9 protein-coding genes are annotated in these 14,768 nt (G+C 71.0%); 5 read left to right on the plus strand and 4 right to left on the minus strand.

What is annotated here, in order from left to right:
- Window positions 1–69 precede the first annotated feature (69 nt).
- The 3 genes from ASG53_RS15630 to ASG53_RS15640 form a co-directional block, all read right to left on the minus strand.
- On the minus strand, window positions 70–1,257 hold the full coding sequence (locus ASG53_RS15630) for a hypothetical protein (RefSeq protein ID WP_082544113.1): 1,188 nt from the start codon (window positions 1,255–1,257) through the stop codon (window positions 70–72).
- A gap of 133 nt (window positions 1,258–1,390) precedes the next feature.
- A complete protein-coding gene (locus ASG53_RS15635; RefSeq protein ID WP_056135491.1) occupies window positions 1,391–3,283 on the minus strand; it encodes an alkaline phosphatase in 1,893 nt (630 codons plus the stop codon).
- A 301-nt stretch (window positions 3,284–3,584) separates the two neighbouring features.
- The gene (locus tag ASG53_RS15640) at window positions 3,585–4,913 is read right to left on the minus strand and encodes an ADP-ribosylglycohydrolase family protein (RefSeq protein WP_082544114.1); all 1,329 of its coding nucleotides are present in this window, start codon (window positions 4,911–4,913) and stop codon (window positions 3,585–3,587) included.
- A gap of 581 nt (window positions 4,914–5,494) precedes the next feature.
- On the opposite strand from ASG53_RS15640, the gene ASG53_RS15645 reads away from it, so the two are divergent.
- Complete coding sequence (locus ASG53_RS15645; RefSeq protein ID WP_235533968.1) at window positions 5,495–6,838, plus strand: MFS transporter; 1,344 nt, start codon at window positions 5,495–5,497, stop codon at window positions 6,836–6,838.
- On the opposite strand, the gene ASG53_RS15650 is transcribed toward ASG53_RS15645, so the two are convergent.
- Window positions 6,805–7,671: a helix-turn-helix transcriptional regulator gene (locus ASG53_RS15650; RefSeq protein ID WP_056135493.1), complete on the minus strand. Its 867-nt coding sequence runs from the start codon at window positions 7,669–7,671 to the stop codon at window positions 6,805–6,807. The genes ASG53_RS15645 and ASG53_RS15650 overlap by 34 nt on opposite strands.
- 202 nt (window positions 7,672–7,873) lie before the next feature.
- Here ASG53_RS15650 and ASG53_RS15655 point away from each other — a divergent pair, with 202 nt between their 5' ends.
- Genes ASG53_RS15655 through narI form a run of 4 tightly spaced genes read left to right on the plus strand, consistent with a single transcriptional unit; the run spans window position 7,874 to window position 14,764 of the window.
- Window positions 7,874–11,587 carry a nitrate reductase subunit alpha gene (locus ASG53_RS15655; protein WP_082544115.1) on the plus strand — a complete coding sequence of 1,238 codons (3,714 nt, stop codon included), beginning with the start codon at window positions 7,874–7,876 and terminating at the stop codon, window positions 11,585–11,587.
- On the plus strand, window positions 11,587–13,110 hold the full coding sequence (gene narH, locus ASG53_RS15660) for a nitrate reductase subunit beta (RefSeq protein ID WP_056135500.1): 1,524 nt from the start codon (window positions 11,587–11,589) through the stop codon (window positions 13,108–13,110). Before ASG53_RS15655 ends, narH begins: the two co-directional genes overlap by 1 nt.
- Entirely contained in the window at window positions 13,107–13,967 is an 861-nt protein-coding gene (narJ, locus tag ASG53_RS15665) for a nitrate reductase molybdenum cofactor assembly chaperone (RefSeq protein WP_082544116.1), read from the plus strand. Before narH ends, narJ begins: the two co-directional genes overlap by 4 nt.
- A gap of 53 nt (window positions 13,968–14,020) precedes the next feature.
- Window positions 14,021–14,764 (plus strand): respiratory nitrate reductase subunit gamma, encoded by a 744-nt coding sequence (gene narI, locus ASG53_RS15670; RefSeq protein ID WP_056135502.1) that lies wholly within the window; start codon window positions 14,021–14,023, stop codon window positions 14,762–14,764.
- Window positions 14,765–14,768 lie beyond the last annotated feature (4 nt).

Here is a 14,768-nt window from a genome sequence, read left to right on the forward strand (position 1 = left end):
GCCGGACGTCACTCTATTCGTGTGAGCAGGAAAGATGGAAAGGTCTACGCGCTGAATTTCTGAAGACCGTCAGGCGTCGACCGTCTCGCGCTCGCGGGCGGCGACGGCTGCGTCGATGCGGCGCTGGGTCGCGGCCTCGCGGCGGCGGCGGGACCGTCGGGCGAGCAGCACCAGGGTGATCGCGAGGGCCAGCAGCGCGAGCTGCGCCCACGGCACCGCCCAGGTGGACCAGCCCGCGGAGACCTGCTGCACCTCGACCTCGACCACGTCGTCCCCGACGACCACCGGGATCACCGTGACGTCACCAGACATCCGGCCGAGCGGCCACGTCCCGTCGAGCACCACGGTCGACGTGGCGCTCTGGCCGGGCAGCAGCTCGCGCTGCGGGGTGCCCTCGGCTGAGGCCTCACCCCAGCCGAAGGGGCCCGATGCCTCGACGGCTGTCCCGGCGCCGAGCCGCACGTTGCCCTCGTTCGTCACCGTGTAGTCGACCTCGACCGCACCGGCGGCGAAGGGGTTCCACGAGGACGCGTACGTCGCCTGGACGTCGGTCACCGAGAGCGTTGGCACGACGTCCCCCGCGACCCGCAGGTGCAGGCGCACGCCGACGCGCGCGTCGAAGCTGACCTGCTGCTCGCCCGCGGCCGGCACGAGCGCTGCGACGATCCCGGCGGGGTGGTCGCCGGGTGACGCGTCGGCGGGGACCGTGAGCGTGAAGGGGACGGTCACCGTCGCCTCGGGACCGACCTCGACGCGCAGAGGCGTCGAGCCCTCGGCGGCGGGGACCCCGCCCTCGCCGATCGCGACCCAGGCGCCCGAGTCTGTCGGGGTGGTCCCGGCGGGCAGCAGGTCGAACTGGCCGTCAGCGGTGACCAGCCCGTCGCTCGCGTACAGCTCGAAGGTCGCGGGGTGCGCCGAGAAGTTGGTGACGGCGACGTGGTCGGCGACGGTCTGTCCAGGCTCCGCGTCGATGCGGTGCGAGACGCGCCCGTCCGGGCCGTCGGCCGTCGCGGGTTCGACTGTCCAGGTGGTCGAGCCGGCAGCGTCGTCGGTCGTCGAGGGGAGCGACGCGGCTGCGAGAGCCGAGAGCGTAGACCCGGCGGGTACCGCGGGGAGCGCCGTCGCGGGGAGAGTCGAGAGCGCCGGTCCGGCGGGTGTCGCGCCCGCCGCGGGCAGCGCGACGGCTCCGGTGACGACGACTGCCGCGACAGCGGTCGAGACCAGCAGGTGGGTGGCGCGGGAGAGCCGAGAGGTCATGGGCATGTCCGAGGGTGAGGGCCGGGCTGCGTCGTCCGACGCGCCACGGGCGAGGGGATCGAGGGGTCAGGGCAGCGCCCCGACGACGCGAGGTGCCGGCCGGTCGCGCGGACCGACCGGCACCTCGCCTGGGTCAGTCGACCGGGAAGAGCGAGACGCTCAGCGCGCCCGTGTACTCGCCGGCGCGGGTGTCGACGGGGACCTCGAGGCCGATCTCGGCCCCCAGGTCCGTCGTGCCGAGGCGTCCCTCCGTGCTCGCTGTCGCGAGCGTCGCGGGGGCGCCGAGGCCGGTGCCCTCGCCCATGACCGTGCGCACCGGGGAGCCGAGCGTGACGCCGGGCTTCGCGGCGGCGGTGCTCGGGGTCCAGCCGAGGTGCTGGGCGCGGATGGTCTGGCCCTGCGAGCTCAGGTCGGTGGCCTGCCCGGAGACCGTCCAGCCACCCGTCCCCGCGACGGCGTTCGAGCGGGAGTCGGTCACCGAGACCGTCGGCAGCTGACCGAGGAACCGGAGCCTGTCACCGATGTTCTTGCCGCCGTCGAGCGCGACGACACCGTCCGCGACCGTGAGGGTGAGGTTGCCCTCGGCCTCGCCGATCTCGGGGACGTTCGCCTGGATCTCGATGCCCTCCTGCTCGGGGGCGTCCTCCCGGCCCCAGGACTCGAAGGCCACCCGGGCGACGTCGACGTTGTCGAGGTACGCACCGCGGACCGGGTCCGAGCCGACCGCGTAGGAGCCGAGGAGGTCGGAGCCGACGCCCTTGGCGAAGAGCGGCACGAGCTGGTTGGTGTGGTTGCCGGAGAACCACTTCTGGTCGGGCAGCTGGCCCTTATCACCGGTGATCGGCGTCCACGTCGGGTCCGAGGACGACCCGTCGAGGTATCCGGTCTCGTGGTCGGCCGTGACGATCACGAGGGTCTCGTCCCAGCTGGACTCGGTCTCGACCCACTCGACGACGGCCTCGACGGAGGCGTTGAAGTCGACGGTCTCCTCGATGTTGCGGGTGGTCTCGTTGGCGTGGCCGGTCCAGTCGATCGCGCCGCCCTCGACCATGAGGAACAGGCCGTCCTCGTCCTGCTCGAGGGCGTTGAGCGCACCCTTGGTCATCGTCTCGAGCGAGGGGACGTCGTTCTGCGCGACGGCGAAGGGCAGCTGGCCCTCGGAGTCGCCCGAGCGGCCCTGCTGGAGGGTGTTGGCGACCTGCGCGAGGCCGAACACCTGGGTCGGTCCGCCCTCGGTCGTCGCGAGGGCCTCGAAGTCTGCGCGGTCCTCGATGAAGGTGCGGGCGGTCTGGCCGTCCTGCAGGCGCTGGAAGTCGCTCTCGCTGATGAGCGAGTAGTCGGAGTCGCGGGGCTGGTGGTCGTCGTCGTAGCCCGGGTGCCCGGCGCCCATGATGACGTCGAGGGGGCCGTCGATCATCTCGGTCGAGATGCCCGTCGAGTCGTTGCGGCTCGCGTTGTGCGCGCCCCAGGCGGCCGGGGTCGCGTGGTTGAAGGGGACCGAGGTGACCACGCCCGTCGCCTTGTCGAGCTCCGCGGCGCGCTCGGCGACGTTCTTGACGACGTTGCCCGCGGGGTCGACGCCGAGGATCCCGTTGTTGGTCTTGACGCCTGTCGCCAGCGCGGTCCCGGCGGCGGCCGAGTCGGTCGCGCCCTCGGCGATCCACGTGAAGTCGGCCCACGCCTTGGTCGGGTCGTACTCGGCGCGGCCGTTGGCGGAGTGCGTCGACATGGCGACCTGCACGGGGAAGGACTGGAACACCTGCGACGGCGTGCCCGGGACGTGCTCGACGGTCCCGGCGGCGGGGTCGACAGCGACCTGGTGGTTGGTGGTGCCGTGCTGGTACAGGCTCGTGGCGTCGATGTGGTTGTAGCCCATCCCGTCGCCGATCAGGACGATGATGTTCTTCGGGCCTGTGGGGGCACTGTCGGTGGCGAGCGCGGGCGTCGATGCCCCGAGCGCGAGGGATCCGGCGAGGGCGCCGGTGCCGGCGACCTTCAGCCAGGCGGAGGGAACGCGTGAAGTCATGGACTCTTCCTTGGTGAGGTACTCATCAGGAGCGGACACCGACAACCCTGTGCGTTGGCTGTGGACCCAGGGTTAACCCGGGTGAAACTCTGATGGAACCCTCATGGGGGTGCCCTGACCTGCCGATAAGCGTCCCTCGACCCGGGGTGCGGTCGAGAGGGCGCAGGCGCGTGGGGCATGGATGCCCGCTGGGCGGGCTGCAGGGGAGCGCACTCGAGGGGCCCCCGCTCGACGGGGCCCGCACTCGACGGGCCCCGCTCGTCCGAGCGTGGACGGAAGACTCGTCTGCGCAGAGCCCTGCTCAGTCCGCCGGCAGCACCACGATCCCGCCGAAGCGGGCCTCCTGGGCGTAGTAGCGACGCCCGCCGATGAGGATGCGGCCCGACCGTGCCGCGGGGGTCGCGGGGGTGCCGTCGTCGTACTGGGCGTCGAGGCCGCCCGAGAAGCTCGCGTTGAACAGCAGCACGCCGCGCCCGGTCTCGTCGGTCGCCCACGCCACGCACCACAGGCACACCTGGTCGGGGTAGCGCTCGAGCTGCCGGTTGACCGTCCCGCACACCGGGCACGTCTGGCCGGTCTCCGGGGTCGTGAGGGCCACCTCGGCGGTCTCGGTCTCCGTCGACGCCGCCTCGAACAGCCCGTGCTGGGCCGTGCGGCGGCCCATGCGAGACACGTCGATGCCGCGGACCCCGGGCCAGCCGTGCACGGCGAAGGCCCACTCGCGCGGGATGTACCGCGTGCCGTGCCGCGCGCCGAGCAGCGCCCCGGCGATCGCCGCGACGGTGTCCGTGTCCCCGCCGATGCGCACGGCACGGTGCAGGGCGTCGGGCAGGTGGGACACCATGTGGTCGTACTCGGTGATCTGGCCTGCCGAGAAGAACGGCGAGCGGAAGATCGCGTGCCACGCCGCCTGGAAGGCCGTGACCGTGAACCCGTTGTTCTGCAGGTCGGCGACGGGACGCTCGGACTCGGCGTCCGTGATCCACGCGGCCCAGCGGTCGCGCCTGTCCTCGGGCAGCAGGTCGAGCCCGGACCGCAGGTCGAGGCGCTCCTCGGTGACGGCGACCCGGATCGCCTCGGACCACAGGACGCACGACTCGGCCGCGAGCGGGTCTGCGTGCGTGAGGCGCGCGACGGCGGTTGCCGCCCGGGCCGTGGCCTCGCGGTCGGTCAGCGCGACGAGCCCGACGACGCCCGTGCGCATGAGCGCACCGTTGCCGGCGGTCTTGCCCGTCCGGGTGTGCAGCTGCTCCGAGGCGGCCACGAGCCGCGCCGACGGCGACCCCTGCATCCGCGCGGCGTCGCCGAGGACCGTGCGGGTCTGGGCGCCGACGTCTGTCGCGCCACGCGCGAACCACTCTTCGAAGGCCGCGGCGATCTCGTCGAGCTCCGCCTCGGTGTCGAGGGCGCCGCCGCGCTCGCTCACGCGCGCCACGCAGATCGCCATCTGGGTGTCGTCGCTCCACTCACCCGGCGCGTAGGGGCCGAGGCCGCCGCCACGCATCTCCGCCTCGCCCTCGGGCGGGTAGTCGAACTCGTAGGGGACGCCGAGCGCGTCTCCGCACGCCTGCCCGAGCAGGACTCCGGAGGCGCGGTCGAGCACGTCGAAGGAGACCGGGTCGGGCGTCATGCTCGAACCTTATCTACTCGTGCCGACCGGCGGGGGCGCTGGGCGTCCCGACGGGCGTCCGCTGTGCGCACGGACGCCCGCTGGATGCTCGGGCGCGCGGTCCGCGTCGTCCCGGGGGTGGCCGGCACCTAGGTCTAGGTGCCCTTCCGGAGACGGGCGATCTTCACACGATCGTGACCTTCGAGGACGGGGACTCAGCGGCACCTGGGGGTCGTCTCTTTGTTCCGACGCAATGCCGGTGCCGAGGTGGTGGTGAGGGTCTCGCGGCGCTCCCCGTGCGGCCGGTCTGCGAGGGCCCGTCGCCAGGAGGCCTGCGAGGGCCCGTCGCCCCCCAGGTCTGCGAGGGGCTGTCGCCTCCTGAGATCGAGCCAACCCCTGCGCCGACTCTCCACCCGGCCCGCAGGCGTCACGCCTCCCCGTTGATGCGCAGCAATACAGGACCTCCCGAGGAGGGCGCTACCTCGAGCCCATAGACATGTCTACTCAAACAGAGCACAACAGGACGAAGGTCTCACCTGCCCCGGCGCCTGGATCCGTACGGTCGGCCATCAACACCTCGCCCCACCTCAGGACGGAGCCCCGTGGCCGCAGCCGACGCCGATGCGCACCCCACCCACGCCGTGACCGACGACGCCCGGCGGGACCTCCTCGACTGGGACCCGAACGACCCCGAGAGGTGGGACCCGCGGGTCGCCTGGTCCACCCTGTGGGTCACCACCTTCAACCTCGTGCTGGCCTTCGTCGTCTGGTACCTGCCCGGGGCGCTCGTCCCCACGCTCGGCACCGTCACGGGCTGGGACCTCACCGAGGGCCAGTCGTACTGGCTCCTCGCCATGCCGGGCCTGAGCGGGGGACTCCTGCGCATCGTCTGGATGACGCTGCCGCCGCTCCTGGGCACCCGCAGGATGATGACGCTCTCGGCTCTGCTCATGATCATCCCGCTCGTCGGGTGGACCTGGGTCGTCATGCTCCCCAGCCAGCCGTCCTACGCGCTGCTCGTCGCGCTCGCGCTCGCGGCCGGTATCGGCGGCGGGGCGTTCTCGGGCTACATGCCCTCGACGTCGTACTTCTTCCCCAAGAGCAAGCAGGGCACGGCGCTCGGTCTCCAGGCCGGCATCGGCAACTTCGGCGTCTCCGTGGTGCAGCTCGTGGTGCCGTGGGCGATCGGCTTCGGCATGCTCGGCATGGCGGGCCAGCTGGCCCGGCCCGAGGGCGAGGAACCCACGCAGGTGTGGCTGCAGAACCCGGGTCTGATCTTCCTGCCCTTCGCTGTCGTCGCGGTGGTCCTCTCGTGGACGACGCTCAGGTCGATCCCCGTGAAGGCGAACGTCCGCCAGCAGTTCGACATCTTCTCGACCAAGCACACATGGCTCATGACCGCCGAGTACGCCCTGACCTTCGGCATCTTCTCCGGGCTGGCGGGTACCTTCGGCATGCTGCTCAAGGCGCAGTTCGGCCCCGGCCACCTCAGGCTCGTGTTCCTCGGGGCCCTCGTCGGCTCGCTGGCGCGCATCTGCTGGGGCCCGCTGTGCGACCGCTTCGGCGGTGGGGTCTGGACCGTCGTCTCAGGAGTCGGCGTCGCGCTGTCGTCAGGCCTGGTGCTCTACGGCCAGCTCGCCGTCCCGGCGGACGGTGCGCCGTCGCTGACGATGTTCATGACGGGCATGATCTGCGTCTTCTTCTTCTCGGGGATCGGCAACGCCGCGACCTTCAAGCAGATGCCGATGATCTTCCCGGCCCGCCAGGCGGGCGGGGTCATCGGGTGGACCGCGGCGATCGCCGCCTTCGGCCCCTTCGTGTTCTCCATGCTCTTCAACTACCTGTCCCGGACCGTCGTGTTCTCCGGGATCATCGTCTACGCCCTCGTGTGCGCCGCGATCGCCTGGTACTACTACGCCCGCCCCGGCGCCGAGGCGAAGAGCTGATGCGCCCCCGAGACTGCCGCAGCACCCGCCCCTCGGTCGACGACGACAGCGCCTGCGACCGTCGGCGACGGCCGACCCGTCAGCACGATCGGTACCGGCGCGGCCTCGTCGTGGGTGGTCCGGTCGACCTCCTCGAGGTGGGCCTCGCAGCGGTGCGGGCCGACCAACGGGTGCAGCGCGACGACCCGCCGGTTCGACCCGAGCTCGGAGAGCGTCCCGTTGACGAGCCCGGCGTGCAGCGAGCACACGACCTGCGGGTCGCACCGCGACGTCACGGTGAAGGGGCAGTTGTGCAGCACGAGGAGCCCCGCGCTCGTCGAGGGGACGACGGGCTCGGCACCGTCGAGCGACGGTGCGAACCACAGGGCGTCCATCTTCGCCACGAGGTGCTCGGTGACGGAGGCTTCGTCGACGGTGCCGAGCAGGCTCGGTGGGTCGGTGAGCTGGCGGCCCCATGCGCGCCCGACGCCGTAGACGACGCCGTGCGCGTCCGGGACGTGTGCGGCGACAGTCGAGGTCAGGGCCTCGGCGAGCACCCTGTAGCCCTGAGCCCGCTCGTGCGTCTGGTTGGGCAGGGTGCCCACGTACAGGACCCGCGGCCGGCCTGGTGTCGACCGGGTCTGGTGGGTGCGCTCGGCGAGCCCGGCGTCCACGAGCGACTCGAGGTGGGAACGCGCTGCCGCGGCGCGGACGCCGACCTCCCGGGCGACGTCAGAGACCGACAGGGGCTCTCTGGAGTCACGCAGGATCTGGATGATGTGCGTCCGCCGACCCCCGTGGTCGGTGCGTCCGGTCGTCCCGTCGTAGCCGACCTGGCCCTGACGTCTGGTCACCGTTCCTCCTCGTGCTCCTGCAGGGAGCCCTGCACGGACAACGTGCGCAGGTGCCGCGAAACACCCGCTTCCCCCGATTCAAGCACAAAGGTCCCCGGCCGGAGTGGGCCCTGGCGACCGCACACTCAAGCCCAGCGTCCTCAAGCCCCAGCGTCCTCGTGCCCGAAGGAGCTCTCCAGTGCCTCAGCCTGATCTCGCCCCGATGTCGCCCCTGCTCAAGAAGCTGTTGACGACCCGTAGCCACTTCCCGGGGACCGAGGTGCTCGACTCCGCCCACGCGATTATCGAGACCGACCCCTCGGAGTGGGACTCCTTCTACCGTGACCGGTGGGCGCACGACAAGGTGGTCCGCTCGACCCACGGCGTCAACTGCACGGGGTCGTGCGCGTGGGACGTCTACGTCAAGGACGGCCTCATCACCTGGGAGCACCAGGGGACCGACTACCCGACCACAGGACCCGACAGCCCGGAGTACGAGCCGCGCGGCTGCCCGCGCGGTGCCTCCTTCTCCTGGTACACCTACTCACCCTCGCGGGTGCGCTACCCCTACGTCCGTGGGGTCCTGCTCGAGATGTACCTGGACGCCCGGTGCAGGCTCGGAGACCCCGTCGCGGCCTGGGCCGAGGTCGTCGAGAGCCCGCTCAAGGCGACGCTCTACAAGCGTGCCCGTGGCAAGGGCGGCCTGGTCCGCGCCGACTGGGAGCTCGCGACCGAGATCATGGCCGCCGCCCACGTCTACACGATCAAGACCTACGGCCCCGACCGCTGCGTCGGCTTCACACCGATCCCGGCCATGTCGATGGCGAGCTTCGGTGTCGGCACGCGCTTCCTGTCGATGATCGGCGGGACGCTCCTGTCCTTCTACGACTGGTACGCCGACCTCCCGCCGGCGAGCCCGCAGGTCTGGGGCGACCAGACCGACGTCCCCGAGTCCGGGGACTGGTGGAACTCGAGCTACATCATCATGTGGGGCTCGAACGTCCCCGTGACCCGGACCCCCGACGCGCACTTCCTCACCGAGGCGCGCTACAAGGGCACCAAGGTCGTGGCGGTGAGCCCTGACTACGCGGACAGCGTGAAGTTCGCCGACGACTGGATGGCGCCGGCGCCGGGGACCGACGGTGCGCTCGCCCAGGCGATGGGCCACGTCCTGCTCACGGAGTTCTACAGGGACAGGCAGGTCCCGTACTTCGAGGCCTACTCGCGGACCTTCACCGACGCGCCCTTCCTCGTCACGCTCGAGCAGCACGGCGACGGACCGGAGGCGACGTTCCACCCGTCGAAGTTCCTCACCTCGGCCGCCGCGACCGCAGCCGGCGTGCCGGTCGCCGGGGCCACCGGGGCACGGCCTGAGTTCCGCCCGGTCTTCCTCGACACCGCAGCCGACGCCCTCACGGTCCCGAACGGGACGCTCGCCGACAGGTGGACCGACGACGGCGTCGGCCGGTGGAACCTCGACCTCGAGGAGAACGACCCGGCACTGAGCCTGCTCGGCCTGACCCACCAGGGCCAGACCGCCCAGGGCGTCGAGGTGACCCTGCCGCGCTTCGACGTCGGCGTGACCGAGGGCGGAGGGACGATCGTGCGCGGGGTCCCGGCGCTCCGGGTGGGCACGGTCCTCGTCACGACGGTCTTCGACCTGCTCATGGCGCAGTACGGCGTGGGTCGCGACGGTCTGCCGGGGACGTGGCCCACGGGCTACGACGACGTCGAGTCGCCCGGGACCCCGGCCTGGCAGGCCGACCTCACCGGTGTGCCCGCCGAGCAGTGCGTGCGCATCGCCCGCGAGTTCACGCGCAACGCCGAGGTGAGCGAGGGGAGGTCCATGATCATCATGGGCGCGGGGACCAACCACTGGTTCCACTCCGACACGATCTACAGGACCTTCATCGCCCTGCTCACCCTCACAGGCTGCCAGGGAGTCAACGGAGGCGGATGGGCGCACTACGTCGGGCAGGAGAAGGCCCGCCCGCTCACCGGCCAGCAGCACATGTCCTTCGCGCTCGACTGGCAGCGACCGACCCGCCACATGACGAGCACCTCGTTCTGGTACGCCGCGACAGACCAGTGGCGCTACGAGGGCTTCGGCGCCGACGAGCTGGTCTCGCCGGCCGGACCCGGCAGGCTCACGCAGCGGTCGATGATGGACTGCCTCACGCAGGCCGCCCGCCTCGGCTGGTCGCCCTCCCACCCAGGATTCGACAAGAACCCGCTCGACCTGTGCGACGAGGCCGCCGAGGTAGGGGTCCCCGTCGCCGAGCACATCGTCTCCGAGCTGAAGAACGGCACCCTCAAGTTCGCCGTCGAGGACCCTGACGACCCGCAGAACTTCCCCCGGGTCCTCACGGTGTGGCGGGCCAACCTCATCGGCAACTCGGCCAAGGGCAACGAGTACTTCCTCAAGCACCTGCTCGGCGCAGACTCCTCGCTGCGCGCGACCGAGACACCACCCGACCGCCGCCCCCGCGACGTCGTCTGGCGGGAGCACGCGCCCGAGGGCAAGCTCGACCTGCTGACCAACATCGACTTCCGCATGACGTCGACCTCGCTGTTCGCCGACATCGTCCTGCCAGCCGCGACCTGGTACGAGAAGCAGGACATCTCGACGACCGACATGCACCCCTTCGTGCACGCGCTCGACGCGGCCATCGCGCCGCCGTGGCAGGCGCGGACCGACTACGACGCGTTCCTCGGCCTGGCCGACAAGGTCTCTGAGCTCTCAGCCGTCCACCTCGGGACACGCACCGACGTCATCGCCGCACCCCTGACGCACGACACCCCCGACGAGATGGCCCAGCCCGGGGGCGTCGTCCGTGACTGGTCGAAGGGCGAGTGCGAGGCTGTCCCCGGCGTGACGATGCCGCGGTTCGTCGTCGTGGAGCGTGACTACACGCAGATCGGCGAGAAGATGCGGGCCGTCGGCCCGCTCGTCTCGACCCTCGGCACGACGACCAAGGGCGTGACCGTCGTCCCCGAGTCCTCGGTCGCCTTCCTCGCCCAGGCCAACGGCGTGCGCCCGGACGGGGTCGCGAAGGGCCGACCGTCGCTCGAGACCGCGGCGCACATGTGCGAGGCCATCCTCGCGCTGTCCGGCACGACCCACGGGGGAGTCTCGCTCGCCGGGTTCACCGCCCTGGAGAAGCGGGTCGGCAAGCCTCTCGCCGACCTCGCCGAGGAGAACCACGAGCGGCAGGTGACCTTCGCCCAGACGCTCACCGGCCCACAACCCGTCTTCACGAGCTACGAGTGGTCCGGCTCGGAGAAGGGCGGTCGGCGCTACTCGCCCTTCGTCATCAACGTCGAGCGGCACAAGCCCTGGCACACCCTCACCGGGCGCCAGCACTTCTTCGTCGACCACGACTGGATGACCGAGCTCGGGGAGCAGCTCCCCGTGTACAGGCCGCCGCTCGACATGGCCCGGCACTTCGGGCACCAGGGCTTCTCCGAGCCGGGGTCGACCGAGGTCACCGTGCGGTACCTCACCCCGCACTCCAAGTGGTCGATCCACTCGCAGTTCCAGGACAACCCCTACATGCTCGCGCTCTCCCGCGGGGGCCCCACCATCTGGGTCTCCGAGGCCGACGCCGCGACGGCGGGGATCGCGGACAACGACTGGATCGAGGCGGTCAACCGCAACGGTGTGGTCGTGGCCCGCGCCGTGGTCTCGCACCGCATGCCGACGGGGACCGTCTTCATGTACCACTCCAAGGACCGCAACATCGACGTCCCCAAGGCAGAGGCCTCGGGGAAGCGCGGGGGCATCCACAACGCGCTCACGATGATCATGATGAAGCCGACCCACCTCCTCGGTGGATACGGCCAGCTCACCTATGCCTTCAACTACTACGGACCGACCGGGAACCAGCGCGACGAGCTCACGGTCATCCGCCGCCGCAACCAGGAGGTCGAGTACTGATGCGTGTCATGTCACAGGTCGCGATGGTCATGAACCTCGACAAGTGCATCGGGTGCCACACCTGCTCGGTGACCTGCAAGCAGACGTGGACCAACCGCGACGGGGTCGAGTACGTCTGGTTCAACAACGTCGAGACGAAGCCCGGCACGGGGTACCCGCGTGGGTACGAAGACCAGGACCGCTGGCGCGGGGGCTGGGAGCTCGACCGCAAGGGCCGGCTGCGGCTGCGCTCGGGCGGACGGCTGCGCCGTCTGGCGCACATCTTCTCCAACCCGGACATGCCCGGTCTCGACGACTACTACGAGCCCGCCACCTACGACTTCGACCAGCTGGTCTCGGCGCCTGCCGGCCAGCACGTCCCGGTCGCCCGCCCCAAGAGCGCGATTACGGGCAAGGACATGAAGATCACCTGGGGCTCCAACTGGGACGACGACCTCGCCGGCTCGCCCGAGATCGCCTCCAAGGACCCGAACCTCGCCTCGATGGTCGACAAGGTCCAGCTGTCCTTCGAGCAGACCTTCATGTTCCACCTGCCGCGCATCTGCGAGCACTGCCTCAACCCCGCGTGCGTCTCGGCGTGCCCGTCGTCGGCGATGTACAAGCGCGTCGAGGACGGGATCGTGCTGGTCGACCAGGACGCGTGCCGCGGCTGGCGCATGTGCGTCTCGGCGTGCCCGTACAAGAAGGTCTACATCAACCACCAGACCGGCAAGGCCGAGAAGTGCACCTTCTGCTTCCCGCGGATCGAGGTCGGCCAGCCGACGGTGTGCGCCGAGACCTGCGTGGGCCGGCTGCGGTACATCGGGCTGGTCCTGTACGACGCCGACGCCGTCGAGGCCGCAGCCTCGGTCGAGGACCCCAAGGACCTGCTGGACGCCCAGCGCGACGTCTTCCTCGACCCGACCGACCCCGAGGTGATCGCGGCGGCGCGGGCCGAGGGGATCGCCGAGGACTGGATCAAGGCTGCGCAGGACTCACCCATCTGGAAGCTCATCCAGAAGTTCAAGGTCGCCCTCCCGCTGCACCCCGAGTACAGGACCATGCCGATGGTCTGGTACGTCCCGCCGCTCTCGCCCGTGCTCGACGTGACGACCGAGCTCGGCAAGGACGACGGCGACGCCGACGACGTGTTCCACACGATCGCGTCGCTGCGCATCCCGCTCGAGTACCTCGCGAGCCTGTTCTCCGCGGGGGACGTCGACGTCGTGGCCGGGGTGCTCATGCGGCTGGCCGCGATGCGCACCCACATGCGCCAGCGGACCCTCGACGGCGAGGTCGACACGGCTCTGCTCGAGAGGGTCGGGCTGACGGCCGAGGAGGTCGAAGAGCTCTACAGGCTGCTGGCGATCGCCAAGATGGAAGACCGCTACGTCATCCCGTCTGCCCACCGTGAAGACGCCGCCGAGATGGCGTCGTGGGCCTCCGGCTGCTCCCTCGACTCCCCGGGCGGGCCAGGGATGAGCGCAGCGTCGACCCGCGGAGGACCCGTGGCCGTATCGCTCCAGGTGCGGCGGCCGTCATGACGACGCCGACCTCCGCCTCGGCAGCGCTGTCGCCGGCCACCTCACCTGCGCTCTCGGCACCGGGGCGCGCTGCGCCGGCACCTGGCGGCACCTCGGCCACCGGGCAGGGCCGTGCTCCCCGCAGGAAGATCTCGATCCCGCTGCTGCGGCGCTCGCGCCGCAGGGACCTCGTCGAGGTCCCTGCCCGGGCGGACGTCCTGGCCCTGTGCAGCGTCCTCCTCGGGTACCCCGACGAGGCGCTCTACGCCGACCTCGACCTGCTGGGAGAGGCTGTGGCCGCGCTGCCGGCATCAGTCCCGGCAGCGCACCTGGCGGTGTTCTGGCGTGCCTTCACGGACCAGACCCCGGCGCAGGCACGCGCACACTACGTCGAGACCTTCGACCTGCGCCGCAGGTCGTCGTTGTTCCTCAGCTACTACCTGCACGGGGACACCCGCCAGCGCGGCATGGCGCTGCTCTCGCTCAAGCAGCGCTACAGGGCTTGCGGCTTCACCCCCGAGGAGGGCGAGCTGCCCGACTACCTGCCCATGGTCCTCGAGTTCGCGTCGCGGGCCGGGACCGGTGCCGGAGAAGGCGTGCTGCGTGCGCACCGCCCCGGCATCGAGCTCATCCGGCGCTCCCTCGCCGACCGTGGCTCCTGGTACCAGGAGATCCTCGAGGCCGTCTCGGTCCTGCTCGGACCCGTCTCCGACAGGCACCGGACCGAGGCCGACCAGCTGGCGTCCTCAGGACCACCGAGCGACGACGCCGGGCTCGAGATCGCGGCCATGCCCTACGGCTCCGGCTGGACAGGCAGCCCGGGGACACCCTTCGGCCCGCCCGAGTACACCTGCGCCCCGGCAGGGCGGCAGCCGTGACAGCGGTCGTGGGACCGCCCGAGAACCCCTGCGACCCGAGAGAGGTCTGACCCGTGGACGTCGCCCTGTTCATCGTCCTGCCCTACGTCTGCCTGGCGGTCTTCGTCGTCGGGCACGTGTGGCGCTACCGTGCCGACCAGTTCGGCTGGACCTCCCGGACCAGCCAGCTCTTCGAGAAGAGATGGTTGGCCTGGGGCTCCCCGCTCTTCCACGTCGGGGCGCTCATGGCCATCCTCGGCCACGCTGCAGGCCTGCTCGTCCCGACCTCGTGGACGCAGGCTCTGGGCATCTCGGACCACGCGTACCACCTCGTGGCCGTGGTCGCCGGGACGGTCGCCGGCGTCGTCCTGTGCACGGGGCTGGTCATCCTGCTGCTCCGCAGGTTCGTCTTCTCCGTGCGCGTGCGGGTGGTGACCACAGGGATGGACCGGGTGCTCTACGCGCTGCTGACAGTCGAGATCGCGGTGGGCATGTGGCAGACCGTCGCGATCAACGTCTTCGGTGAGGGCTACGAGTACCGGGGGACCGTCTCGGTGTGGTTCCGCCAGCTCTTCGTGCTGCAGCCCGACCCGGCGCTCATCACCTCGGCGCCGGCCGTCTACGCGTGGCACGCGGTGATCGCCTGCCTGATCCTCGCGGTCTGGCCCTTCACCCGGCTCGTCCACGTGTGGTCCGTGCCGATCGCGTACCTCGGGCGCCCCTATGTCGTCTACAGGCGGCGCACCGCGGTCGCCCGCCCCCCGCGCGAGCAGAGCCGGGACAGGTCGTCCCGGCCACGGAGCAGTGCCGGCCGATGACTGC

The sequence above is a fragment of the Sanguibacter sp. Leaf3 genome, assembly GCF_001425965.1.
Lineage (GTDB): Bacteria > Actinomycetota > Actinomycetes > Actinomycetales > Cellulomonadaceae > Sanguibacter > Sanguibacter inulinus.

Excerpts from the sequence above, each read along its gene's own strand:
- narJ (WP_082544116.1), top strand. The coding sequence starts at position 13,107 with ATGACGACGCCGACCTCCGCCTCGGCAGCGCTGTCGCCGGCCACCTCA.
- narH (WP_056135500.1), top strand. The coding sequence starts at position 11,587 with ATGCGTGTCATGTCACAGGTCGCGATGGTCATGAACCTCGACAAGTGC.
- ASG53_RS15655 (WP_082544115.1), top strand. The coding sequence starts at position 7,874 with ATGTCGCCCCTGCTCAAGAAGCTGTTGACGACCCGTAGCCACTTCCCG.
- ASG53_RS15635 (WP_056135491.1), bottom strand. The coding sequence starts at position 3,283 with ATGACTTCACGCGTTCCCTCCGCCTGGCTGAAGGTCGCCGGCACCGGC.
- ASG53_RS15640 (WP_082544114.1), bottom strand. The coding sequence starts at position 4,913 with ATGACGCCCGACCCGGTCTCCTTCGACGTGCTCGACCGCGCCTCCGGA.
- ASG53_RS15630 (WP_082544113.1), bottom strand. The coding sequence starts at position 1,257 with ATGACCTCTCGGCTCTCCCGCGCCACCCACCTGCTGGTCTCGACCGCT.